At 54.1% G+C, this 25,106-nt stretch carries 23 protein-coding genes; 17 read left to right on the top strand and 6 right to left on the bottom strand.

The features are described from left to right. Positions 1-89: 89 nt before the first annotated feature. The 14 genes from hfq (at position 90) to rlmB (ending at position 14,408) form a co-directional block, all read left to right on the top strand. Positions 90-395, top strand: a complete 306-nt coding sequence (gene hfq / locus C5523_RS24845) for an RNA chaperone Hfq (RefSeq protein WP_039077815.1) — start codon at positions 90-92, stop codon at positions 393-395. Positions 396-469: 74 nt separating this feature from the next. Next, positions 470-1,750 (top strand): ribosome rescue GTPase HflX, encoded by a 1,281-nt coding sequence (hflX, locus tag C5523_RS24840; protein ID WP_039077814.1) that lies wholly within the window; start codon positions 470-472, stop codon positions 1,748-1,750. 140 nt (positions 1,751-1,890) lie between these two features. After that, complete coding sequence (gene hflK, locus C5523_RS24835) at positions 1,891-3,156, top strand: FtsH protease activity modulator HflK (protein WP_039077813.1); 1,266 nt, start codon at positions 1,891-1,893, stop codon at positions 3,154-3,156. Between the two features lie 2 nt (positions 3,157-3,158). Further along, complete coding sequence (gene hflC, locus C5523_RS24830) at positions 3,159-4,163, top strand: protease modulator HflC (protein ID WP_039077812.1); 1,005 nt, start codon at positions 3,159-3,161, stop codon at positions 4,161-4,163. A 74-nt stretch (positions 4,164-4,237) separates the two neighbouring features. Then, positions 4,238-4,435 carry a DUF2065 domain-containing protein gene (locus C5523_RS24825; RefSeq protein WP_039077811.1) on the top strand — a complete coding sequence of 66 codons (198 nt, stop codon included), beginning with the start codon at positions 4,238-4,240 and terminating at the stop codon, positions 4,433-4,435. A 103-nt stretch (positions 4,436-4,538) separates the two neighbouring features. Then, a complete protein-coding gene (gene purA, locus C5523_RS24820; RefSeq protein ID WP_039077810.1) occupies positions 4,539-5,837 on the top strand; it encodes an adenylosuccinate synthase in 1,299 nt (432 codons plus the stop codon). A gap of 151 nt (positions 5,838-5,988) precedes the next feature. Continuing rightward, a complete protein-coding gene (gene nsrR / locus C5523_RS24815) occupies positions 5,989-6,417 on the top strand; it encodes a nitric oxide-sensing transcriptional repressor NsrR (protein ID WP_039077809.1) in 429 nt (142 codons plus the stop codon). A gap of 154 nt (positions 6,418-6,571) precedes the next feature. After that, positions 6,572-9,004 (top strand): ribonuclease R, encoded by a 2,433-nt coding sequence (rnr, locus tag C5523_RS24810; RefSeq protein ID WP_039077808.1) that lies wholly within the window; start codon positions 6,572-6,574, stop codon positions 9,002-9,004. A gap of 221 nt (positions 9,005-9,225) precedes the next feature. Next, complete coding sequence (locus C5523_RS24805; protein ID WP_039077807.1) at positions 9,226-10,242, top strand: D-cysteine desulfhydrase; 1,017 nt, start codon at positions 9,226-9,228, stop codon at positions 10,240-10,242. Then, positions 10,235-10,960: an aspartate/glutamate racemase family protein gene (locus C5523_RS24800; protein ID WP_039077827.1), complete on the top strand. Its 726-nt coding sequence runs from the start codon at positions 10,235-10,237 to the stop codon at positions 10,958-10,960. The genes C5523_RS24805 and C5523_RS24800 overlap by 8 nt, the downstream gene beginning before the upstream one ends. A 75-nt stretch (positions 10,961-11,035) precedes the next feature. Then, the gene (locus tag C5523_RS24795; RefSeq protein WP_108702171.1) at positions 11,036-12,037 is read left to right on the top strand and encodes a glycine betaine ABC transporter substrate-binding protein; all 1,002 of its coding nucleotides are present in this window, start codon (positions 11,036-11,038) and stop codon (positions 12,035-12,037) included. After that, positions 12,034-12,804: an ABC transporter permease gene (locus C5523_RS24790; RefSeq protein ID WP_079497688.1), complete on the top strand. Its 771-nt coding sequence runs from the start codon at positions 12,034-12,036 to the stop codon at positions 12,802-12,804. Before C5523_RS24795 ends, C5523_RS24790 begins: the two co-directional genes overlap by 4 nt. After that, positions 12,804-13,580 carry an ABC transporter ATP-binding protein gene (locus C5523_RS24785; protein ID WP_108702170.1) on the top strand — a complete coding sequence of 259 codons (777 nt, stop codon included), beginning with the start codon at positions 12,804-12,806 and terminating at the stop codon, positions 13,578-13,580. The genes C5523_RS24790 and C5523_RS24785 overlap by 1 nt, the downstream gene beginning before the upstream one ends. 93 nt (positions 13,581-13,673) lie before the next feature. Further along, the gene (gene rlmB, locus C5523_RS24780; protein WP_039077803.1) at positions 13,674-14,408 is read left to right on the top strand and encodes a 23S rRNA (guanosine(2251)-2'-O)-methyltransferase RlmB; all 735 of its coding nucleotides are present in this window, start codon (positions 13,674-13,676) and stop codon (positions 14,406-14,408) included. A 151-nt stretch (positions 14,409-14,559) separates the two neighbouring features. On the opposite strand, the gene C5523_RS24775 is transcribed toward rlmB, so the two are convergent. Next, positions 14,560-15,840 (bottom strand): MFS transporter, encoded by a 1,281-nt coding sequence (locus tag C5523_RS24775; RefSeq protein ID WP_108702169.1) that lies wholly within the window; start codon positions 15,838-15,840, stop codon positions 14,560-14,562. A 162-nt stretch (positions 15,841-16,002) separates the two neighbouring features. Between C5523_RS24775 and C5523_RS24770 the strand changes: the two genes are divergently transcribed. Next, positions 16,003-17,622, top strand: a complete 1,620-nt coding sequence (locus C5523_RS24770; RefSeq protein WP_039077800.1) for an isovaleryl-CoA dehydrogenase — start codon at positions 16,003-16,005, stop codon at positions 17,620-17,622. On the opposite strand, the gene C5523_RS24765 is transcribed toward C5523_RS24770, so the two are convergent. The 3 genes from C5523_RS24765 to bsmA form a co-directional block, all read right to left on the bottom strand. After that, the gene (locus tag C5523_RS24765; RefSeq protein WP_108702168.1) at positions 17,619-19,553 is read right to left on the bottom strand and encodes a methyl-accepting chemotaxis protein; all 1,935 of its coding nucleotides are present in this window, start codon (positions 19,551-19,553) and stop codon (positions 17,619-17,621) included. The two genes, C5523_RS24770 and C5523_RS24765, sit on opposite strands and share 4 nt — an antisense overlap. A gap of 173 nt (positions 19,554-19,726) precedes the next feature. Beyond that, entirely contained in the window at positions 19,727-20,002 is a 276-nt protein-coding gene (gene yjfN / locus C5523_RS24760; RefSeq protein ID WP_039077798.1) for a DUF1471 family protease activator YjfN, read from the bottom strand. A 135-nt stretch (positions 20,003-20,137) separates the two neighbouring features. Next, positions 20,138-20,467: a biofilm peroxide resistance protein BsmA gene (gene bsmA, locus C5523_RS24755; protein WP_039077797.1), complete on the bottom strand. Its 330-nt coding sequence runs from the start codon at positions 20,465-20,467 to the stop codon at positions 20,138-20,140. A 187-nt stretch (positions 20,468-20,654) separates the two neighbouring features. On the opposite strand from bsmA, the gene yjfP reads away from it, so the two are divergent. Further along, a complete protein-coding gene (gene yjfP / locus C5523_RS24750; protein WP_039077796.1) occupies positions 20,655-21,404 on the top strand; it encodes an esterase in 750 nt (249 codons plus the stop codon). On the opposite strand, the gene ulaR is transcribed toward yjfP, so the two are convergent. Beyond that, entirely contained in the window at positions 21,405-22,160 is a 756-nt protein-coding gene (gene ulaR, locus C5523_RS24745) for an HTH-type transcriptional regulator UlaR (protein ID WP_039077795.1), read from the bottom strand. It abuts the gene before it with no gap. Positions 22,161-22,278: 118 nt separating this feature from the next. Next, positions 22,279-23,343: an L-ascorbate 6-phosphate lactonase gene (gene ulaG, locus C5523_RS24740; RefSeq protein WP_071193478.1), complete on the bottom strand. Its 1,065-nt coding sequence runs from the start codon at positions 23,341-23,343 to the stop codon at positions 22,279-22,281. 361 nt (positions 23,344-23,704) lie between these two features. On the opposite strand from ulaG, the gene ulaA reads away from it, so the two are divergent. Continuing rightward, positions 23,705-25,102 (top strand): PTS ascorbate transporter subunit IIC, encoded by a 1,398-nt coding sequence (gene ulaA, locus C5523_RS24735; protein ID WP_039077793.1) that lies wholly within the window; start codon positions 23,705-23,707, stop codon positions 25,100-25,102. Positions 25,103-25,106: the final 4 nt, after the last annotated feature.

Genomic DNA, 25,106 nt, shown 5'->3' with positions numbered 1-25,106 from the left:
CAATCAAGTTGTATCGTGCGCAAAATTTTACGCAGTTTTCAGAACTCCCGGGTTCTAAGTACAAAACAAGCATATAAGGAAAAGATAGAATGGCTAAGGGGCAATCTTTACAAGATCCGTTCCTGAACGCACTGCGTCGGGAACGTGTTCCAGTTTCAATTTATTTGGTGAATGGTATTAAGCTGCAAGGGCAAATTGAGTCTTTCGATCAGTTCGTGATCCTGTTGAAAAACACGGTCAGCCAGATGGTCTACAAGCATGCTATTTCTACTGTTGTTCCGTCTCGCCCGGTTTCTCATCATAGCAATAACGCGGGCGGCGGCACTGGCAGTAACTACCATCACGGTAGCAATGCTCAGTCCTCTGCGCAGCAGGACAGCGAAGAAACCGAATAAGGTTGATGGCTGTTTTTCCATGTCGGGGAGCCAGGATTCTGAGTTCCCCGCTGGTATTTTAGGAGAGTTTACGCTTGTTTGACCGTTATGAAGCCGGTGAGCAGGCGGTGCTGGTACACATCTATTTTTCGCAAGACAAAGATATGGAAGATCTCCAGGAGTTTGAATCTCTGGTCTCTTCCGCCGGTGTCGAAGCAATGCAGGTGATTACTGGTAGCCGTAAAGCACCGCACCCTAAGTATTTTGTAGGTGAAGGTAAGGCTGTCGAAATTGCGGAAGCCGTAAAAGCGACAGGGGCTTCTGTTGTTTTATTTGATCACGCATTGAGTCCGGCCCAGGAACGTAATCTTGAAGCGTTATGTGAATGCCGGGTTATCGACCGTACAGGTCTGATATTAGATATTTTCGCCCAGCGCGCGCGTACCCATGAAGGTAAGCTGCAGGTTGAGCTGGCGCAGTTGCGCCATTTAGCGACGCGTTTAGTGCGTGGCTGGACCCACCTTGAAAGACAGAAGGGCGGGATTGGTTTGCGTGGCCCGGGTGAAACCCAGCTCGAAACCGACCGTCGTTTACTGCGTAATCGTATTATGCAAATCCTCTCGCGGCTTGAGAAAGTGGAAAAGCAGCGTGAACAGGGACGCCGCTCGCGCATGAAAGCGGATATTCCAACGGTGTCGCTGGTGGGTTATACCAACGCCGGCAAATCCTCCCTGTTTAATCAGATAACCGAGGCCCAGGTGTACGCGGCGGATCAACTGTTCGCCACACTGGACCCGACCCTGCGTCGTATTGATGTTGCTGACGTAGGTGAAACCGTACTGGCGGATACCGTTGGGTTTATTCGCCATTTGCCACATGACCTGGTGGCGGCGTTTAAAGCGACGTTGCAGGAAACCCGGCAGGCGACGCTGCTATTGCATGTCATAGACGCGGCTGATGTGCGTGTCGCTGACAACATCGAGGCGGTGAACATTGTGCTTGAGGAGATCGACGCACATGAAATCCCGACGCTGCTGGTGATGAACAAGATCGATATGCTGGATGATTTTGAGCCGCGTATCGACCGTGATGATGAAAATAAACCGATTCGGGTGTGGCTTTCCGCTCAGACCGGAGTCGGCGTACCACTGTTATTCCAGGCTTTAACAGAGCGGCTGTCTGGCGAGGTTGCGCAGCATACGTTGCGTTTGCCGGCAAAAGAAGGTCGTCTGAGAAGTCGTTTTTATCAGCTTCAGGCCATCGAAAAAGAGTGGATGGAGGAAGACGGGAGTCTGGGCATACAGGTGCGTATGCCGATTGTGGACTGGCGTCGCCTCTGTAAACAAGAACCGGCACTGGAAGACTACGTCGTCTGACCGGTTGGCCAGAAGGATTTTCCCCTTTGGGGGTACCTAAAATAATTTGGGTTGCATCGTGGCGGCAAATCAAGGCCGCCAACAAAGAGGCAGCCCGAAGCATGAAGGGTAAAACCGCATAACAAATATGGAGCACATACATGGCGTGGAATCAGCCCGGTAACAACGGACAAGACCGCGACCCGTGGGGAAGCAGCAAACCAGGCGGCAACTCTGAGGGAAATGGAAACAAAGGCGGTCGCGATCAGGGGCCACCTGATCTGGATGATATCTTCCGTAAGCTGAGCAAAAAACTCGGCGGCCTGGGCGGTGGCAAAGGCACCGGTTCAGGTGGCGCAAGCCAACAACCTTCCGGCCCGCGTGGCCACGTTGGCGGCCGCATCGTCAGCATCGTCGCGGCTGCTGCCGTGATTATCTGGGCTGCCAGTGGGTTCTACACCATTAAAGAAGCGGAACGTGGCGTTGTGACCCGTTTCGGCAAATTCAGTCATCTGGTAGAGCCAGGTCTGAACTGGAAACCGACCTTTATCGATAACGTGACGGCGGTAAACGTCGAATCCGTTCGCGAGCTGGCGGCGTCCGGCGTGATGTTAACGTCTGATGAAAACGTCGTGCGCGTCGAAATGAACGTGCAGTACCGCGTGACCGATCCTGAACGTTACCTCTATAGCGTAACCAGCGCGGATGACAGCCTGCGCCAGGCGACAGACAGCGCGCTGCGTGGCGTTATTGGTAAATACGGCATGGACCGCATTCTGACGGAAGGCCGTACCGTTATCCGTAGCGATACCCAGCGTGAGCTGGAAGAGACCATCAGACCGTACAACATGGGTATCACCCTGCTGGACGTCAACTTCCAGGCGGCGCGTCCGCCAGAAGAGGTCAAAGCCGCCTTTGATGATGCGATTGCCGCACGTGAAAACGAGCAGCAATTCATCCGTGAAGCGGAAGCGTACACCAACGAAGTGCAGCCTCGTGCAAACGGTCAGGCGCAGCGTATCCTGGAAGAAGCGCGCGCGTACAAGACCCAAACCATTCTGGAAGCCCAGGGTGAAGTGGCTCGCTTTGCGAAGATTCTGCCTGAGTATAAAGCCGCACCGGAAATTACCCGTGAGCGTCTCTATATCGAGACCATGGAAAAAGTGCTGAGCCACACCCGTAAAGTGCTGGTCAACGATAAAGGTGGCAACCTGATGGTTCTGCCGCTTGATCAGATGCTGAAAGGCGGGAATGCACCTGCGGCAAAGAGCGATAGCAGTGGCGCGAACAACCTTCTGCGCCTGCCGCCTGCGTCCTCTTCCGGTAACAGCGGTGCCAGCAATTCATCGTCTATCAGTCAGGGCGACATTATGGACCAACGCCGCGCTAACGCGCAGCGTAACGACTATCAGCGTCAGGGGGAATAACGATGCGTAAGTCAGTTATCGCGATTATCATCATCGCGCTGGTAGTGCTCTACACCTCTATTTTTGTCGTAAAAGAGGGTGAACGCGGGATCAAATTCCAGTTCAGCAGCGTGGTGCGTGACGGCGATAAAAAGCCGGTAATTTATGAGCCTGGTCTGCATTTTAAAGTGCCTTTTATTCAGTCAGTTAAAATGATGGACGCGCGCATCCAGACGATGGATAACCAGGCCGATCGTTTCGTGACCAAAGAGAAGAAAGACCTGATTGTCGACTCGTACATCAAGTGGCGGATCAGCGATTTCAGCCGTTACTTCCTGGCGACGGGCGGCGGTGACGTCTCTCAGGCGGAAGTACTGTTGAAACGTAAGTTCTCGGACCGTCTGCGTTCTGAAATTGGTCGCCTGGATGTCAAAGATATCGTGACCGACTCTCGTGGCCGCCTGACGCTGGAAGTGCGTGACGCGCTGAACTCCGGTTCTGCGGGTACGGTAGACGAAGTGACAACGCCAGCGGCGGATAACGAAATCGCTAAAGCGGCGGAGCGCGTTCAGGCTGAAACCAACGGTAAAGTGCCGGTGGTGAACCCGAACAGTATGGCGGCGCTGGGTATTGAAGTTGTTGACGTGCGTATCAAGCAGATCAACCTGCCAACCGAAGTGTCGGAAGCGATCTTCAACCGTATGCGCGCTGAGCGTGAAGCGGTTGCCCGTCGCCACCGTTCTCAGGGTCAGGAAGAGGCTGAAAAACTGCGCGCAGCGGCCGATTATGAAGTCACGAAGACACTGGCAGAATCTGAGCGTCAGGGCCGTATCCTGCGTGGTGAAGGCGATGCCGAAGCGGCGAAACTGTTTGCTGACGCCTTTAGTCAGGATCCTGACTTCTACGCCTTTATCCGTAGCCTGCGTGCTTACGAAAGCAGTTTCCAGAGCAACCAGGATGTGATGGTGCTCAGCCCGGATAGCGATTTCTTCCGTTACATGAAGACACCGACTTCCGCGACACGTTAAACTGACGTCTCGATTTTATAAGTAAAAACCACCGGCCCATCAGGGCGGTGGTTTTCTTTTTATAAGGATAAAAAATGAACGCAACAATCTGGCTGGCACTGGCGCTCGTGTTGGTGTTTGAAGGGCTCGGTCCGATGCTTTATCCCCGAGCCTGGCGTCGCATGATTGCCACGATGAGTACATTGCCAGACAACCTGCTGCGTCGCTTCGGAGGGGGTCTTGTGGTCGCCGGTATCGTTATCTACTACATGTTGAGGAAAACGATTGGCTGATCAAAAAACGGTCGGATTTGCCTCATTTTGGGTACAAAAAGTGCTGTATATCTGAAAAAGCGATGGTAGAATCCATTTTTAAGCAAACGGTGATTTTGAAAAAATGGGTAACAACGTCGTCGTACTGGGCACCCAATGGGGTGACGAAGGTAAAGGGAAGATTGTTGATCTTCTGACTGAACGGGCTAAATATGTTGTTCGCTACCAGGGCGGTCACAACGCAGGCCATACTCTCGTAATCAACGGTGAAAAAACCGTCCTCCATCTTATTCCATCAGGCATTCTTCGTGACAATGTGACCAGCATCATCGGTAACGGTGTTGTGCTGTCTCCTGCTGCTCTGATGAAAGAGATGAAAGAACTGGAAGACCGTGGTATCCCGGTTCGTGAACGTCTGCTGCTCTCCGAAGCATGCCCGCTGATCCTTGATTATCACGTTGCGCTCGATGTGGCACGTGAGAAAGCGCGCGGTGCGAAAGCTATCGGCACCACCGGTCGTGGTATCGGGCCAGCTTATGAAGATAAAGTTGCTCGCCGCGGTCTGCGTGTTGGCGACCTGTTCGATAAAGCGACCTTTGCTGACAAACTGAAAGAAGTGATGGAATATCACAACTTCCAGTTGGTGAATTTCTATAAAGTTGAAGCGGTTGACTACCAGAAAGTGCTGGACGATGTCATGGCGATTGCCGACATCCTCACCGCGATGGTGGTTGATGTTTCCGATCTGCTGGATCAGGCGCGTAAGCGCGGCGACTTCGTGATGTTCGAAGGCGCGCAGGGGACGCTGCTGGATATCGACCACGGTACCTATCCGTACGTCACCTCCTCTAACACCACCGCAGGTGGCGTGGCAACCGGTTCAGGCCTGGGTCCGCGTTATGTGGATTACGTACTGGGTATCATCAAAGCCTACTCCACCCGCGTGGGTGCGGGTCCGTTCCCGACAGAACTGTTCGATGATATCGGCGAGTTCCTGTGCAAACAGGGTAACGAATACGGCGCTACCACCGGTCGTCGTCGTCGTACCGGCTGGCTGGACTCCGTTGCTGTTCGTCGTGCTGTGCAGATCAACTCCCTGTCTGGCTTCTGCCTGACCAAGCTGGACGTCCTGGACGGCCTGAAAGAAGTGAAGATCTGTGTTGCTTACCGTATGCCGGATGGTCGTGAAGTGACGACGACTCCGCTGGCGGCAGACAACTGGGAAGGTATTGAGCCGATTTATGAAACCATGCCAGGCTGGTCTGAATCGACCTTTGGCGTGAAAGAGCGTAGCGGGTTACCGCAGGCGGCGTTGAATTACATCAAACGCATTGAAGAACTGACTGGCGTGCCGATCGATATTATCTCTACCGGTCCGGACCGCACAGAAACCATGATCCTGCGCGACCCATTCGACGCGTAATGATCCAGGGGGCTTGCCTTGCAGGCCCCTCTCTTCCTGCTTTTTTCCCCTTCAGTTCAAATAAATTAGCGGCATCACTGTTGGCTGGTTTATCATCAATAGAGTCAATACCTGTAGGTATCTCACCTTTCTCCCTTTTACTGAGGTAGATGTGCAGTTAACAAGTTTTACGGATTACGGATTACGCGCACTGATTTACATGGCTTCCTTGCCGGAAGGAAAGATGACCAGCATTACCGAGGTCACTGAAATCTATGGTGTGTCCCGTAATCATATGGTCAAAATAATCAATCAACTTAGTCGTGAAGGTTACGTTGCTGCCGTCAGAGGAAAAAACGGCGGGATACGCCTTGGTCGGGCGGCGAAAGATATCTGCATTGGCGATGTCGTGCGTGACCTGGAACCGCTGGCGCTGGTTAACTGTAGCAGTGAGTTTTGCCATATTACTTCCGCCTGCCGCCTTAAGCGGGCGCTTTCTAAGGCTGTGCAAAGTTTCCTCAAGGAGTTGGATAACTACACGCTGGCCGATTTGGTTGAAGAGAATCAACCGCTTTACAAATTACTGCTGGTGGAAGGATAAAAGCCCTGAGTATTTCGCGTTACATCGCGGCGGCAACTGAACGAATGCCCCCGGCGCTTATATCGATAAGTGACGGGGTGAGTGAAAGAAGCCAACAAGAGGTAGCGTGGAAGATAACGGGACTTTCACCAGAGATGACAACGGAGGAACCGCTATGTCACACGATCCTTTCCAGGAACGCGAAGCTGAAAAATACACAAACCCCATCCCCAGCCGCGAATTTATCCTCGAACATTTAACAAAACGCGAAAAACCGGCCAGCCGTGAAGAGCTGGCAATTGAACTCAATATCGAAGGCGAAGAGCAAAACGAAGCACTGCGCCGCCGCCTGCGCGCCATGGAGCGCGACGGACAACTGGTCTTTACCCGCCGTCAGTGTTATGCCCTGCCAGAACGCCTTGATTTGCTGAAAGGAACGGTTATCGGTCACCGCGATGGCTACGGCTTCTTGCGCGTAGAAGGCCGCAAAGACGATCTGTACCTCTCCAGCGAACAGATGAAAATGTGTATTCACGGCGATCAGATTCTGGCCCAGCCGCTGGGTGCCGACCGTAAAGGTCGTCGTGAAGCGCGTGTTGTGCGCATCCTGGTACCGAAAACCGGTCAGATTGTTGGCCGTTACTTTACCGACGCGGGCGTCGGCTTTGTGGTGCCGGATGACAGCCGTCTGAGTTTCGACATCCTGATCCCGCCAGAAGAGATCATGGGCGCGCGCATGGGCTTTGTGGTGGTGGTTGAACTGACCCAGCGCCCGACCCGTCGCACTAAAGCCATCGGTAAAATTGTCGAAGTACTGGGCGACAATATGGGCACCGGCATGGCTGTCGATATGGCACTGCGTACCCATGAAATTCCGTATGTCTGGCCGCCTGCGGTTGAAAAACAGGTTTCAGGGCTGAAAGAGCAGGTGCCGGAAGAGGCCAAAGTGGGCCGCATAGACTTGCGTTCCTTGCCACTGGTCACCATCGATGGTGAAGATGCCCGCGACTTCGACGACGCCGTTTATTGTGAGAAAAAACGCGGCGGCGGCTGGCGCCTGTGGGTTGCTATTGCCGATGTCAGCTATTACGTCCGTCCGGGCACGCCGCTGGATGATGAGGCGCGAGCTCGTGGAACCTCGGTCTATTTCCCATCCCAGGTTGTGCCGATGCTGCCGGAGGTGCTCTCCAACGGCCTGTGTTCACTCAACCCGCAGGTTGACCGCCTGTGCATGGTCTGCGAAATGACCATTTCGGCAAAGGGTCGTCTGACGAGTTATACATTCTACGAAGCGGTAATGAGCTCCCATGCCCGTCTGACCTATAACAAGGTCTGGCATATACTGCAGGGCGATCAGGATCTGCGCGAGCAGTATGCGCCGCTGGTTAAGCACATCGAAGAGCTGCACAACCTCTATAAAGTTCTTGATGCCTCCCGTGCCGAACGTGGCGGTATCTCTTTTGAGAGCGAAGAGGCGAAGTTTATCTTCAACGCCGAGCGTCGTATTGAGCGCATTGAGCAAACTCAGCGTAATGATGCCCATAAATTGATTGAAGAGTGCATGATCCTCGCGAATATCTCGGCGGCGCGTTTCGTTGAGAAAGAGGATGAACCCGCGCTGTTCCGTATCCACGACAAGCCAACGACTGAAGCGATCACTTCTTTCCGTACCGTCCTGGCGGAGTTGGGCCTGGAGCTACCGGGCGGTAACAAGCCTGAGCCTGCAGATTATGCAGCACTGCTTGAGTCCATCGCCGATCGTCCCGATCATGAGATGCTGCAAACCATGCTGCTGCGATCCATGAAGCAGGCGGTCTACGATCCGGAAAACCGCGGCCACTTCGGTCTGGCGCTGCAATCCTACGCACACTTTACCTCGCCGATCCGCCGTTATCCTGACCTGTCGCTGCACCGTGCCATCAAATATCTGCTGGCGAAAGATGAGGGCCATACCGGCAACAGCACCGAAACCGGCGGCTGGCACTATTCTATGGAAGAGATGCTGCAACTGGGCCAGCACTGCTCGATGACTGAACGTCGCGCGGATGAAGCGACCCGTGAAGTCTCTGACTGGCTGAAATGCGACTTTATGCAGGACCAGGTGGGCAATACCTTCCCTGGCGTGATTGCCAGCGTCACCGGCTTTGGCTTCTTTGTACGCCTGACCGATCTGTTTATCGATGGTCTGGTGCACGTCTCCACGCTCGATAACGACTACTATCGCTTCGACCAGGTGGGCCAGCGTCTGATTGGCGAATCGGGCGGCCAGACTTACCGTCTGGGCGACAAAGTGGAAGTGCGTGTGGAAGCGGTCAATATGGACGAGCGTAAAATCGACTTCTCGTTGATTTCCAGCGAACGCGGCCCGCGTAATGTGGGTAAAACCGCACGTGAAAACGCGAAGAAAGGTAACGGCGCTAAGCCATCAGGTAAACGTCGTCAGACCGGTAAGAAAGTCAATTTCGAACCCGACAGCGCATTCCGTAAAGCGAAAAGCCCCGCGAAACCGAAGAAAGAAAAAAGCGTGAAAAAGCCGTCTGCGAAGACGCAAAAAATTGCCGCAGCGACTAAAGCGAAGCGTGCGTCAAAAAAGAAAGACGCTGAATAAATAGCGCTGAAATACCGCCTGATAACCCCTCTCTATGCAGAGGGGTTATTCTTTTTTAACGTAATATATTCCCGCGTGTAATAGAAATAGCCCTCCGGACGGTTATTTCTCTGACTTAGCTAAATTGTGAGAATCGATATTTATTATTGGTGATTAGCGCTCAGAATCTGATGTGTATAGTGACTCCCATCTGTTATTCGCTTATTTAGCAAGGAGTCGTTATGCATCTGGCGCGCTTTCCCCGACTTTCGCTCGGCCATTTTCCCACTCCCCTGGAGCCTCTGAATAATCTCTCTGCATTACTCGGCGGTCCGAAAATATGGATCAAACGCGATGATGCGACAGGGCTTGCCAGTGGCGGCAATAAAACCCGTAAGCTGGAATTTCTGCTGGCCGATGCGCTGGAGAAAAAAGCCGATGTGATCATTACCCAGGGGGCGACCCAGTCTAACCATGTGCGCCAGACCATTGCCGGTGCGGCGAAACTTGGGCTGGCCGCAAAAGTGCTGCTGGAAAAACGCGTTACCGACTTTGGCGAAGACTATCAACGCTCAGGGAATGTCCTGCTGGATGATTTGCTGGGCGGCGAAATCGTTGCCCATCTGCCGGGCGGCACCGATATGCAGCAGGCAATGGAAGAGTATGCCGCGACGCTGCGTGAGCAGGGCCATAACCCCTACATCATCCCTGGCGGTGGCTCTAACCCTATTGGTGCGCTGGGTTATGTCGCCTGTGCCGAAGAGTTGCTGTACCAGTCTTCACAGTTACGTTTGCGTATTGATCATGTCGTGCACGCCACCGGCAGCACCGGCACCCAGGCCGGGCTGGTCGCCGGGTTTACCGCCACCAACAGCCAGGTGCCTGTGCTGGGGATTAGCGTTCGCGCACCGAAGGCGAAGCAGGAAGAGAACGTCTGGAATCTGGCCTCGCGCACCCTGGCGTTGCTGGGTGTGCCGGGTGAGTTGCCGCGTGAGGCGGTGGTGGCGAACAGCGATTACGTTGGTGACGGTTATGGCCTGCCAACCGAGAGCATGCTGGAGGCACTGACCCTCTTTGCCCGCCATGAAGGCATTCTTCTCGACCCGGTCTATTCCGGGAAAGGGGCGGCCGGGCTTATCGACCTGATTCGCAAGGGCCATTTCCGCAAGGATGAGAACGTGGTGTTTATCCACACCGGTGGTTCCGTTGGCCTGTTTGGCTATCGCCAGGTGCTGGAGGCGCATGCCCGTCATGGCTAAGCCCTTTTTGCTTGGCGTGCTGGGCGGCATGGGGCCGCTCGCCACGCTCGACTTTCAGCACAAATTGCTCGACGCCACACCAGCGCAGAGCGATCAACACCACCTGCCGTCGGTAGTGTGGAATGTGCCGCAAATCGCCGACCGGCAAAAGGCGCTGGCCGGGGCTGGTCCGTCGCCGTTGCCTCAACTGCTTGAGGGCATTGAAAAACTGAATCAGGCGGGGGCGAGCCATATCGCTATTCCTTGCAACACCGCGCACCACTGGTATCCGCAACTGAGCGCCGCCAGCGATGCGCCCATTCTGCATATCGTGGATGCTACCCTGGATGCGCTGCTAACGGTGGCGAAAAAGCCCGAACGTGTCGGCATCATTGCCACCAAAGGGACGCTGGACGCCGGCTGGTTTCAGCAGCGTCTGGCAGCGCAGGGCATTGAATCCATTACGCCCACCGAAGACGAGCTGGCGGAGTGGTTTGTGCCCGGCTGCTATGCCGTGAAGCGCGGCAAACTGGCTGAAGGCGGCGAACTGCTCTCATTGCAGGCGCTGGCGCTGATGGCGCGCGGCGCGCAGCAACTGGTGCTGGCTTGCACGGAAGTCCCGGTGGCTCTGCGCGCGGTGGAAGCGCCGTTTCTGTCACTTACGCACGACCCCGCACAATCGCTGGCCGAACGATGTTCCCGCCTCTGGCAGGACTATCGCCTCACGCAACTGGCATAAAACAACACGCTTTAATTGACTATTTTCCCCTGCTTCGCGGGAAAGATGACTCGCATTTACCTCAAGGAAAAAGAAATGAAAAAAACGCTCGGCATATTACTCGCAGCAGGCAGCCTGTGGGCCAATATCGGTATGGCCGCCAATCCTCCAGAAGTCCGTGTGGCTTATAGCGGCGGCTCGCAGGTATTAATGCTCGCCAAAGCCGACGGCTCTTTAGATAAAGCCTTACACAGCCAGGTGAAATGGGTGCAATTTGCCTCCGGTGCCGATGCCCTTAATTATTTCGCCAGCAATGCGATTGATATTGCCAATTTTGGCTCCAGTCCGGCAACCGCAGGTATTGTCCGTAAATTGCCTGTGGAAATTATTGGCGTCTCAGGCGTCATTGCCAGCTATGAACGTTTAATTGGCAAAGACGGCATCAACACGATTAAAGATATTGAAGGGAAACGCGTGGCCTATCCGCCAAATTCTACGGCGGCTTATGCGCTGGAAGCGGCGATTAGCGTCAATAAACTGGATCGCAGCAAAATAACGCTGTTGCCTTTACGCCCGGCAGAGATGGTGGCAGCGTGGAAACGCGGCGATATTGACGCAGGTTACGTCTGGGCTCCCTTCGCGCAGGAGCTGGAATCCTCCGGCGGTCACCAGGTCTTTGCCACCAAAGATCTGCAGAAAGAGGGCTACCTGATTTACAACAACTACGTGGTACGTAAGGCCTTTGCCGAACAGTACCCGGAAGCAGTGAGCGCCTTCCTGCGCGTGCATCAGCAGAAAGTCGACGAGTTTAAGAAAGACCCGGAAAGCGCTGCCGCCATCGTTGCGAAAGAAGTGGGCGCACCGGTCACCACCGCTGCCAATACGCTGGGCGGGCTGGAGTACCCAACGCTTGCTGAGCAGGGCACTGCGGCCTGGTTGAGTAACGGTACGGACACCACCCATAGCGGCATTGGCAAGGCGCTGACCAAAACCTCTAACTTCCTCGCAGGCATTGGCGAAATTCGTAAGCAGGATATCCCGGAAAACTGGGACACGGCGATTGATTCCCGTTACATCCGGGAAGCGGCGGCAAAATGAAAGTAGGTCAGCATATCGCCATCAGCGTGTTTTCGGTGGCGGTTTTTTTCGCGCTCTGGCAACTGGCGGCCACCCGGCAATGGGTGGACCCGCTGTTACTGCCGTCACTCACCGATATTGGCCTGACGGCTGAAGAGCTGCTGGCGGACGGTTACCGCCAGGTCCCGCTCTGGCAGCACGTGGCGGTGAGCCTGGCCCGTGCGCTGAGCGCCTTTGCGGTCGCGATTGTGCTGGGTATCCCGCTCGGACTGCTGATGGGGCTGTCACCCGGTTTGTCCGCGGTACTTAACCCGTTTGTGCAGTTCCTGCGTCCGTTACCGAAAATCGCGCTGATCCCGCTGGCCGTGGTCTGGCTGGGGATAGGGGAAGCGTCGAAATTCTTCCTGATCTTTATCGCCACCTTCCTGAGTGTGGTGGTGGGGGCGTCGGCGGCGGTGGAGCGGATTGGTCGGGCACGCATACGGGTGGCACAAACGTTGGGGGCAACCAAAGGGCAGATTTTCCTGCGTGTGGTACTGCCAGATGCCCTGCCGGATCTCTTTACCACCGTCAGGCTCTCTATTGGTATTGGCTGGACCTCGTTGATTGCCGCTGAGATGGTCGCCGCCAGTTCCGGCCTTGGCTGGATGGTCATCAACGCCAGCTCTTATTTACGTACCGATATCGTCATGCTCGGCATCCTGCTCTTGGGCGGGACGGGGTATCTGTTGGATTTATTACTGCTGGGACTGCAACGCCTGTTTGTCCCGTGGGCGGGGAAAGAATAATGAGTGCCATCGCGCTTGAAAATGTCTCCCTCTCTTTTGCGGCTAAACCGCAGCCGTTTACGGTGCTGGAGGGGATAGATCTCACCCTCGATAAAGGGGAGTTTGTCGTGCTGTTAGGGCCGTCGGGCTGCGGCAAATCCACCATTCTCAACCTGGTCGCCGGGTTTACCAAACCGGACAGCGGCCGCGTACTGGCGAGCGGAAAACCGGTGCGGCAGCCGGGGCCGGAGCGCGGCATGATCTTCCAGCAGCCGAATCTGTTCCCGTGGCTGTCGGTGCTGGATAACGTCACCTTCGGCCCGCGCCTGGGCCGTTATCAAAAAGAAGAGATCAATGCGCGGGCGCAGGACTGGCTGAACCGCGTTGGCCTGAAAGGCTTTGAACAGCATGCGCCGTGGCAGCTTTCCGGGGGCATGAAGCAGCGTGTGGCGCTGGCCCGCGCCTGGCTGCCGGGGCCAGAAGTGCTGCTGCTGGATGAACCCTTCGGCGCACTGGATGCACAAACCCGCCTGATGATGCAGGAGCTGCTGCGGGAGGCCTGGGTGACGACCGGCACCACGCTGCTGTTCGTCACCCACGATGTAGAAGAGGCGCTGTTTCTGGCTGACCGCATTCTGGTGATGTCGGCGAAACCGGGAAAAATCGTCGAAGAGATTGTTCTGCCTTTTGGCCGTGAGCGCGATATCGAAACGCTCGCGGAGCACCCGCGTTACGGCGAAATCAAGCAGCACGTTTTACACCGCGTCCGCCAGGAGGCGAAACGTCATCTTAGTTGATTCGATCTGGGGCGTCTGTCGGTTATAATGTGGCGATGTGAATGTCTCACAGCCTATTCAACCCGGCGATATCGCCTCAAATGAGTACCATTGATGAGTGAAATGATTTACGGCATCCATGCGGTGCAGGCCCTGCTGGAACGCGCTCCGGAGCGTTTTCAGGAAGTGTTTATTCTCAAGGGGCGCGAAGACAAACGTCTGATGCCCCTGATTCACGCGCTGGAAGCGCAGGGTGTCGTGATTCAGGTCGCTAACCGTCAATATCTGGATGAGAAAAGCGAAGGGGCGGTGCATCAGGGCATTATCGCTCGCGTGAAACCGGGGCGTCAGTATCAGGAAAACGATCTGCCGGATCTGATCGCCAGTCTCGACCAGCCTTTCTTCCTGATCCTCGATGGCGTTACCGATCCCCATAACCTCGGCGCCTGTCTGCGTAGCGCCGATGCCGCTGGTGTGCATGCCATCATCGTACCGAAAGACAAATCTGCCCAGTTGAACGCGACCGCCAAAAAAGTGGCCTGTGGTGCGGCGGAAAACGTCCCGCTGATCCGCGTGACCAATCTGGCGCGTACCATGCGTCTGCTACAGGAAGAGAATATCTGGATTGTCGGTACTGCGGGTGAAGCGGATCACACCCTGTTCCAGAGCAAAATGACCGGCCCGATGGCGCTGGTGATGGGTGCGGAAGGTGAGGGGATGCGTCGTCTGACGCGCGAGCATTGCGACGAGCTCATCAGCATTCCGATGGCGGGCAGCGTGTCGTCGCTGAACGTGTCGGTCGCCACCGGTATCTGCCTGTTTGAAGCTGTACGTCAGCGCACAAAATAAACCGCAAAAGGCAACGTAAGTTGCCTTTTTAGTGTTTGCTCCCTCTCCCTGTGGGAGAGGGCCGGGGTGAGGGCACCAGACCGCACGACTCCCAGCAAGGTGAGGGCACCAGACCGCACGATTGCCAGCAAGGTGAGGGCATCAGACCGCACTACTCCTCCAGTGAACGCTGGTGATCATCCTTCCTGAGCGTCATCAGCGCAATCACGCTGACTACCGCCGTTGCCATCACGTAATACGCCGGAATATCCAGATTCCCCGTCTGCTTAATCAGTCCGGTAATGATCAACCCCGCACAGCCTGAGAAAATCGCATTCGACAGCGAATAGGCCAGCCCCAGGCCGGTATAACGAACCCTGGTCGGGAACATCTCAGCCAGCATGGCGGGCCCTGGCCCTGCCAGCATCCCCACCAGTCCACCAGCGATAAACACCACCATCGCTTTGATAAATAGCGTGCTTGATTCCGCCTGTAACACTTTCAGCAGCGGCAGCGCCAGGATGAGCAACAGCACTGCGGCGGTGACCATCACGGTGCGTCGACCAATCCTATCGCTCAGCATGCCGGAGGGGATAATCGTCAGGGCGAACCCGGCATTAGAAATCACCGCAATCAACAATGCCTGGTTAAAGCCGGTGTGCAGCGCCGACTGAAGGTAGGTCGGCATAATCACCAGATAGGTATAACCCGCCGCTGACCAGACCATCAGGCGACCAATCCCGGTGATAATCGCTTTTAGTGTACTGGCGAAACTGGCCGCCTGAGGCGGAGCGGCCTGCGCTTGCTGATGTACAAAACTGGGTGTCTCTTCCATATGAACGCGTAGCCAGAGCGCAACGGCGCCCATTGGAATAGCGATGAAAAAGGGAATACGCCAGCCCCAGTCATGAAGGGCCTCCGGACTAAGTACTGCTGACAACAATGCTACGACCCCGGCCCCTGCCAGCAGACCGAGGGCGACGGTCAATGACTGCCACGCACCGTACAAACCGCGCTTACCTCGGGGGGCAAACTCGGTCATCAGCGAGACGGCCCCGCCATATTCCCCACCGGCAAACAGCCCCTGCAAAATGCGCAGGCCGGTAATAAGCAGCGGTGCGGCGACGCCGATACTGGCATAAACCGGCACCACGCCAATGGCCGCCGTGGCTAGCGTCATCAGTACGAGGACAATAATCAGCGTTGGCTTACGGCCTATCCGGTCACCCATGCGGCCAAACACCACCGCACCCAACGGACGGAAGAAAAAGGCGACGGCAAAGGCGGCATAGGTCAGGATCAGACTGGTGATAGCAGATTCACCTGCGAGGGTAAAAAAGTTCTTCGCAATCACCGTGGCAAGAAAGCCATAGACCGCAAACTCGTACCATTCGATAAAATTACCGATAGAGCCTGCGACCAGCGCTTTTTTTTGTGCATGTGTTGTTGTCATGGGCGTCACCGTTCCTGGTTTCATATCGTTAAGCCTCGCCGTTAAGTACGGGTAACGCAAACAGAAAGCGCCCATACGCACCGTTTTGTGACCGCTATCGCGGGCGGAACGCCTGCCATCTGCCCATACTTATTGCCGATGCCATTGATGGAGGGCAAACAGATGCACTGGCAAACGCATACCGTTTTTAATCAACCCATCCCCCTGAATAACAGCAATCTTTTCCTTTCTGACCGAGCCCTGTATGACGCTGTCATCCGTGAAGGCGCAGCCTGGGATACTGATTTACTGGCCAGTATCGGCCAGCAATTGGGTACGGCAGAATCGCTGGAGCTCGGCAGGTTGGCTAACGTTAATCCCCCGGAACTGCTGCGTTATGACCCGACGGGGGCACGACTCGATGATGTACGGTTTCACCCGGCATGGCACTTACTGATGCAAGGCCTGTGCGCCAACCGTGTTCATAACCTGGCATGGGAAGAGGACGCGCGCAGCGGCTCGTTTGTTGCCCGCGCCGCGCGGTTTGTGCTCCATGCACAGGTGGAAGCCGGTTCGTTATGCCCGGTTACCATGACCTTTGCCGCCACGCCGCTATTGCAGCATTCCCTTCCTGCGCCTTTTCAGGATTGGCTAAAACCGCTGATGAGCGACCGTTACGACCCGCATCTCGCGCCAGGCAACCAAAAGCGCGGTTTGCTGATTGGCATGGGGATGACGGAAAAACAGGGCGGCTCGGACGTGCTCAGTAATACTACGCGGGCGCAACGCAGCGGCGACAGCTACCGGCTGGTGGGGCATAAATGGTTTTTCTCGGTGCCGCAGAGCGATGCGCATCTGGTCCTGGCGCAGGCGGAAGGCGGACTCTCCTGCTTTTTTGTGCCGCGTTTTTTACCTGACGGACAGCGCAACGGTGTGCGGCTCGAACGTCTGAAAGACAAGCTGGGTAACCGCTCAAATGCCAGCAGCGAAGCAGAATTTTGCGAGGCCAGCGGCTGGCTGGTAGGAGAAGAGGGCGACGGCGTGCGTCAAATCCTCAAAATGGGTGGTCTGACCCGTTTTGACTGTGCGCTGGGGAGCCATGGTCTGATGCGCCGGGCATTTTCCGTAGCCCTGTACCATGCTCATCAGCGTCAGGCATTCGGAAAAAATCTCGTCGACCAGCCAATGATGCGGGAAGTCCTTAGCCGGATGGCGTTGCAACTGGAAGGGCAGACGGCGTTTTTATTTCGCCTTGCCCGTGCCTGGGATGGTCGCACTAAGCCGGAAGAGACGCTTTGGGCACGGCTGTTTACCCCCGTTGCGAAATTCGCGGTCTGCAAAGCGGGTATGCCCTTTGTTGCGGAAGCCATGGAAGTGCTGGGCGGCATTGGCTATTGCGAGGAGAGCGAGCTTCCACGGCTTTACCGGGAAATGCCGGTGAACAGTATCTGGGAGGGCTCCGGCAATATTATGTGTCTTGATGTCTTACGCGTGCTGGCTAAACAGCAAGGCATCAGTGAGTTGTTGCACGATGCGTTTGGTGCGGTCAAAGGTCAGGACAGGCATTTTGATCGTGCATGGCGTCAGTTACAGCAACAGTTGCGTAAACCTCTTGAGGCGCAAGGGCGGGAGATTACCCGGCAACTGTATCTGCTAGCGACGGGGGCGCAATTGTTGCAGTTCGCTCCCCCGTCAATAGCACAAGCCTGGTGCCGGATGATGTTGGATATACGCGGCGCGTCTGTTGTGGCTGAGCAGGTCCAAAGTGACCTGCTGCTGCGTGCCACGGGCGGTGCCGGTTAGTCCGTTTTCAGGCTGAACAGGCGGACCACCTCCGTCAGATGTGCCCCTTTTTCGCGCAGCGTGCCAGCGGTTTGCTCACTGCGCGAAACCCGTCCTGCGTTAATATGCGTGGCTTCACCAATATGCGTCATGGCGATATTGACCTGATTAATCCCTGCCGACTGCTCATGAGAGGCGTTGTTAATCTCGTTAACCAACTGGTTAATGTGGTTCATATGCGCGGTGATAGAGCCCATCGCCTGCCGGGTATTGTTAGATAACGTATGCCCCTCATGGACTTTTTTGAGCGTATCGCTGGTCAGTTCATCGATCTCTTTTACTGCATTGGCGCTGCGGGCTGCCAGCGCCCGTACTTCCTGGGCTACGACGGCAAATCCTTTACCATGTTCCCCGGCGCGAGCGGCTTCAACCGCAGCATTAAGCGCCAGGATATTGGTCTGGAAGGCGATAGATTCAATCACATGGGTGATGTCGGCAATTCGCTGAGAGGCGGTACGAATCGCGTCCATGGTGGCAACCGCTTCTTCGACGGTTATGCCACCCTTTTGTACTTCCCGGGCGGTTTCATTCACCAGCGACTGCATCTCTTCCATATTGGCGGCATTCTGCTGTAGGGTCGCGGCAAGTTGCTCCATGCTGGCTGAGGTCTCCTCGACGCTACTGGCCTGCTTGTTAATTTGCTCGCTGATTTCACTGCTGTCGGCGGCAAGCGCATTGGTGCCGTGGTGAATATCACTGGCCGATTCACGCACTTGTAAAACAATGGTATGCAAGCCATTGCCGATCCCGTTGATGGCATCAATGAGTTGCCCCACTTCGTCCTGACGTTTGACTTCCAGACTGGCCCGCAGATCGCCCGACGCATAGCGGCTGGCCAGGCCAATGGCATCACGAAGAGGGCGGGTCAGCCAACGGCGAACAATTACCACAAACAGTGCGGCAAACAGCAGAGAGAGCACCAGCCCGGCTATCAGGAACTGGTTGCGTAGCGTGTTGACATCATTGAGTAATGCCGCCTTGTCGACTTCGCCCACCACCGTCCAGTTCCAGCCGGGCACAGTTATCCATGAGAGCATTTGTCGATGGCCATCGGGGCGCTGCTGTTCCAGCGTACCGGTAGTCTGTTGCAGAACGGTATTCAGATCGCGCTCATCCCACTGCGGGCGTTTACCCTCCTCGCTGGGGTGGAACAGGTAATTACCGTAGTTCTTACCATTATTACGATCCAGTACGTAGAAATGGCCGCTATCGCCAAGCTGGCGTCCGAGGATCTTACTGCGCATGCCCTCCCATGAGTGGGTGATGTCCACGCCGACAAATAAGATGGCTATGGTATTGCCGTTGTTATCTTTTACCGGCTGGTATTGCGTGATGTAGCGCTTACCGAATAATAAGGCCAGTCCACGGTAGGTTTCGCCTTTCAACGCCGGAGCAAAAGCCGGGCTGGCTTTGTCCAGTTTCGTGCCTATCGCACGATCGCCATTCTCTTTACGTAACGAGGTAGCAACGCGCACAAAGTCATCGCCACTGCGCACAAACAGCGTGGCGATAGCCCCGGTGCGGGTAAGAAAATCATCAACAATGGCATTGTTTTCATGAAGGTCACTGTCGCCCCCTTTCAGCAAGGGAACGCTAATGCCGTTAATTTCACGGCGTTGCGCCTGATCGATGGTCACAGGTTGAGGCAAAAAACTGCTGAACAGACGGGTATAGCTTTCAACCTCTTCGCTCAGGCTGCTGTTAAACATTTCTACCATATCCTGAACGCCCGTGGACTGGTTATGGAGATCTTCCACCGCCAGCGTTTCCAGTTGTTGGCTGGCTTTATTGCTTAACAGAAAGGTGAAAACCAGGAAAAGCACGGCTACGCTTGTGCCCGTCAAAAGAGAAAGTTTGGTGCCGAGTCCAATGCGACTAAAAAAGGTGCTCATAAAATATCCGCTGAAAAGAATGTCAGCACCTTCAACGGCAATAATTCGATAACATTTAACGCGTCAATGTAACCAAATGTTACTAAAATGTATTGTCTTCGTAACCCTTTGTTAACGATGAAGTAAACAAAAAAGCCACTCTTTAAAAGTGGCTTTTTCGGGTATATGGCATGTCAGGCATAAAGTATGGCCTGCACCCGCCAGTTATCTGCCCGTTGTTCTTCCTGCATCTGAATAATACGGTACCAGGATGCACCCTGTTCGTCTGCCTTCAGCGCGATGACACGCTCCACATCCTGTGGGCTTCCGGAAACGTTGTTGACAGAAATCAGGCCAATTTCATTCAGCCCGGTGACGCAGTCAGCGCTCGCGAACTCTGCTGGCTGCGCTGTTATGCTGGCTAAACCTGTAGAAAGCAACAGTGAGTTTAAGGCAAGAGATCGTTTCATATCAGCTCCATTCCACGTTACCCCGATTTTTTCCAGGGCACTCCATCGCGCGAAAATTCCATACATTCCATTGTGCACAGGCAAACATAAAAGGACGCAAAGCAGTGTAAATCTTCCTTAAACCCAGACGTTTACTTAATGACGATACAACATAGCCCTTGCATACCAGCGGCCTGGAATGACCGTGTCATCCATCATCAGAATGACGTAGTAATCCGCTTTTTCAGCGGTAGCTCTGGCTTTTATTTCATCTTCAACGTCCATAGGCGAACCCAGCACCGATACGCTAAATGCACCCATTTCATGCAGGTTTTGCGTCTGATTACGACTTATCTCCTGCGGATGATCGCTGACGGGCGGGGCGGGCTGTGGTTTACCTTCCAGCACGCTACATCCACTCAAAAACAGCGCCATAACAAGGGGGAGAAACCAGCGCATCATGTTTTCATGTTTCCTGATAGCCATAGTGTAGTTCCATAATAAACAGGCAAGAGGGGAATGTTCCCAATTTTGCTATTGCCAACATAAGTTTCGAATGAAAATGCGATCGGCGCAGCATCTTTATCATAATGCTAACACTTGATATGCGAACGTTGACTTGCACCTTCGAAGGCGTGATGGCATACCAGCACTATAGATCAAGGAGAGGCCAATGATTGAACTCGATGTACGGCATTTTGCCGGGATTGAAGCATTACACGCGTTCCCGGCGGGAAAAGAGGCACAGCCATTACCCTGTATTGTTTTTTACCACGGATTTACCTCCTCCAAGCTGGTATATAGCTATTTTGCCGTGGCGCTGGCTCAGGCCGGGTTTCGGGTCGTTATGCCTGACGCGCCGGAGCATGGTGCCCGGTTTGACGGTGATGAAACGCGGCGGCTACAGCGTTTCTGGCAAATTTTGCAGGGTAATTTTACGGAGTTTGCGGCGCTGAAAGCGGCACTGTATCAGCAGGGATTGATCGACAATCAGCGGCTGGGCGTAGGGGGCGCATCGATGGGCGGCATGACGGCGCTCGGTATTATGACGCAGTTTCCGGAGGTCCGAAGCGTTGCCTGCCTGATGGGTTCTGGCTATTTCTCCACCCTGGCGAATTCCCTTTTTCCGCCGCTGGAGGTGACAACACCGGAAGAGCAGGCGGCGTTCGATGCGATTGTCGCGCCGTTAGCAAAATGGGATATCAGCGGGCAATTAGCACAGCTTGCCAACCGTCCGCTTTTTCTCTGGCATGGGGAGGAGGACGACGTTGTACCCGCAGCCGAAACATTACGTCTGCAGCAGGCGCTGGCGGCTGCACGTCTGGACGAGCAGTTAACCTGCCTGTGGGAAGCAGGCGTAAAACATCGCATAACACCCACCGCCCTGACGGCCACCGTCCGCTTTTTCACCGAGCATCTTTAACTACACGCGCATCACTTTAACTCCCTGATCCTCAAGTTTTTTGAGGATTTCGGGGTTGGCCTGTTTTCCGGTGATCACCAAATCGATTTGATCGGCGTTACTGAACAGCATACCCGCACGCTCACCGACTTTGCTGCTATCCACCAGAACGACCAGTTTTCCCACCATGTTCAGCATTTTCTGTTCGGCCATGGCCGTCAGCATGTCGGTTTTATAAAGACCTTCTGCCGTCAGCCCTTTGCCGCTGGTAAACATCCAGTGACCGGCATAGAGGCTATTTTCACTGCTTTGCGGGCTCAGGGTGATGGACTGCGTCTTGTTGTACTGTCCGCCCATGATGACCACGCTTTCGTGTTCTTGTTCGATGAGGTAATTGGCGAGTGGTAGGTAGTTAGTGATGATTTGTACCGGTTTACCGCAGATTTCACGGCCTAACAGGAAGGCAGTTGATCCGCAGTTGATCACTACGCTTTCACCAGCGCTAACGAGCTGTGATGCGGCTCTGGCGATACGTACTTTTTCATCGTGGTGTAGTGCCTCATGGATATTCATCGGCGACCAGCGCGGACGCTGCTGGCTGATGGCTTCGGCGCCGTTACGCACTTTCTTAAGTTTGCCACTTTCATCCAGCTTGTTGATATCGCGACGTGCGGTTGCAGGAGAAACGCCCAGGCTGGCGATCACTTCTTCAACCGTAATAAAGCCCGTCTGCGACAGTTGATCCAGCAGTATTTGATGTCGTTGCGCTTCCGTCATGAGCTATTCCGATGATTAATGATGTGAAAAGATGATATTTGAAATAGCCTGAAATTACTAAAGATAAGTGCACGATACTGATGATAAAAGCGGGTGCACACGGCACCCGCTCCGGCTTTTAGAGGAAGGACTTAAACGGTAAATCGGGCTCGATAGTAAAGCAATCATCAAAACCACGTGGGTAGTGATACTCGAAATTATCTTTATCCACAGGCCAGGTAAATTTCCCGCCCACCTGCCAGATATAAGGCTTAAAGCCATACTGTAAGCGGTCTTTTTTCATGTTCCACAGAACACGAATCTCTTGTGGATCGGCCTGAAAATTAGACCAGATATCGTGGTGGAATGGGATCACGACTTTTGTATTTAGCGCTTCCGCCATACGCAGTATGTCGGCGCTGGTCATTTTGTCGGTAATGCCGCGCGGGTTCTCGCCGTAGGAACCCAATGCCACATCAATTTGGTACTCGTTGCCATGTTTCGCATAGTAGTTGGAATAGTGCGAGTCACCGCTGTGGTATAGCGTACCGCCGGGGGTTTTAAAGAGGTAGTTAACTGCACGCTGATCCATGCCGTCAGGCAGTACGCCGGCCGCTTTTTGCTCTGCAGGCAGGGTAATTAACGCGGTGCGATCGAACGCATCAAGGGCATGAATTTCAATATCTTTTACGCGAACGACATCACCCGGTTTGACGACGATACAGCGTGACTTTGGTACACCCCAGCCAATCCATAAATCGACGCAGGTTTGTGGGCCGATGAAGGGGACATCATCGGCACAGTTCTTCATGACGGCAGCGGCGACGTTTACATCAATATGATCGTTGTGATCGTGAGTGGCGAGGATGGCATCGACATGACGAATAGCGAACGGATCCAGCACGAACGGTGTGGTGCGCAGGTTTGGCTGCAGTTTTTCAACACCTGCCATGCGCTGCATCTGATGCCCTTTTTTCATCAATGGATTACCGTGGCTCTGCTTGCCCGTACCGCACCAGAAATCGACGCACACATTGGTACCTCCTTCTGATTTCAGCCAGATACCGGTACAGCCCAGCCACCACATAGCAAAAGTGCCGGGAGCGACACGTTCCTGCTCAATTTCCTCATTAAGCCAGCTTCCCCACTCGGGAAAAGTGCTCAGAATCCATGATTCCCGGGTAATGGTTTCAATCTTACTCATGGTGTCGCTCCTTACCTGTTTAATCAAAACAAATCATATTATGATAACTTGTGATTTATATTTTCACAGTTTCATCATGATCGCAACAGGGTTTGGCGTGTTAAATCGCATTGTGATTGTGTTGCTACGATACGCTTTGCATGCTGATTTCTTTGCTATTTTTATTAACTATATGAATTTAATAAATTGTTTTGCGGCTTCTTGTACTGGATATGTATGTCTAATGAGAATGGGGAAATAAATTGCGTGATGCATCACAATTAATCAAAAACAATCTTTTTGTGATTATTTATGATTGGTAGAGTGTTTTCACCTTGTGCTGCATTGCACAAATGCAGCCACTTTCTTACTGGAGCGAGTTATGGAGATTCTCTACAACGTCTTCACTGTCTTTTTTAATCAGGTGATGACCAATGCCCCGTTGCTGCTGGGGATCGTGACCTGTATTGGCTATATCCTGTTGAGAAAAAGTGTCAGCGTTATCGTTAAAGGCACGATCAAAACGATCATCGGCTTTATGTTGCTGCAGGCGGGGTCGGGGATCCTGACCAGCACGTTTAAACCGGTGGTTGCCAAAATGTCTGACGTATACGGCATCAACGGTGCGATTTCTGACACCTACGCGTCAATGATGGCGACCATCGAACGTATGGGTGACGCGTACAGTTGGGTGGGTTATGCGGTACTGCTGGCCCTGGCGCTAAACATTATTTACGTACTGCTGCGGCGTATTACTGGCATTCGCACCATCATGCTGACCGGGCACATCATGTTCCAGCAGGCCGGTCTGATTGCGGTGTTCTTCTTTATTCTCGGTTACTCCATGTGGACCACCATTATCTGTGCTGCCGTGCTGGTTTCACTCTATTGGGGCATTACCTCCAATATGATGTACAAACCAACACAGGAAGTGACAGATAATTGCGGTTTCTCTATCGGTCACCAGCAGCAGTTCGCCTCCTGGATCGCTTACAAAATCGCGCCGTACCTTGGGAAAAAAGAGGAAAGCGTTGAAGATCTGAAACTGCCGGGCTGGCTGAATATCTTCCATGACAACATCGTCTCTACCGCCATTGTCATGACGGTCTTTTTTGGCGCGATTCTGCTCTCTTTTGGCCTTGATACCGTTCAGGCGATGGCGGGGAAAACTCACTGGACGGTCTATATCCTGCAAACCGGCTTCCAGTTTGCAGTGGCGATTTTCATTATCGTCCAGGGCGTGCGTATGTTTGTCGCCGAGCTTTCCGAAGCCTTCAACGGTATTTCTCAGCGCTTGATTCCGGGGGCTGTGCTGGCAATTGACTGTGCGGCGATTTATAGCTTCGCGCCGAACGCGGTGGTCTGGGGCTTTATGTGGGGGACTATCGGGCAGTTGATTGCAGTCGGCATCCTGATTGCCTGCGGCTCCTCCATTCTCATCATTCCTGGCTTTATCCCGATGTTTTTCTCCAACGCCACCATTGGCGTCTTTGCCAACCACTTCGGCGGCTGGCGCGCCGCCATCAAGATTTGCCTGGTGATGGGCATGATCGAAATTTTTGGCTGTGTCTGGGCGGTAAAACTGACGGGAATGAGCGCATGGATGGGAATGGCTGACTGGTCCATCCTGGCACCGCCGATGATGCAAGGCTTTGCCTCCGTGGGGATCGCGTTTATGGCTGTGATGATTTTGATTGCGCTGGCTTACATGTTCTTTGCCGGTCGCGCCCTGCGTGCTGAGGAAGACGCGGAAAAACAACTGACAGAACACTCTGTTTAAAAAG

Source organism: Phytobacter sp. SCO41 (assembly GCF_003073275.1).
Lineage (GTDB): Bacteria > Pseudomonadota > Gammaproteobacteria > Enterobacterales > Enterobacteriaceae > Phytobacter > Phytobacter diazotrophicus.
Note: the sequence above shows the minus strand (reverse complement) of the source record. Positions and strands in the feature narration are given on the sequence as shown.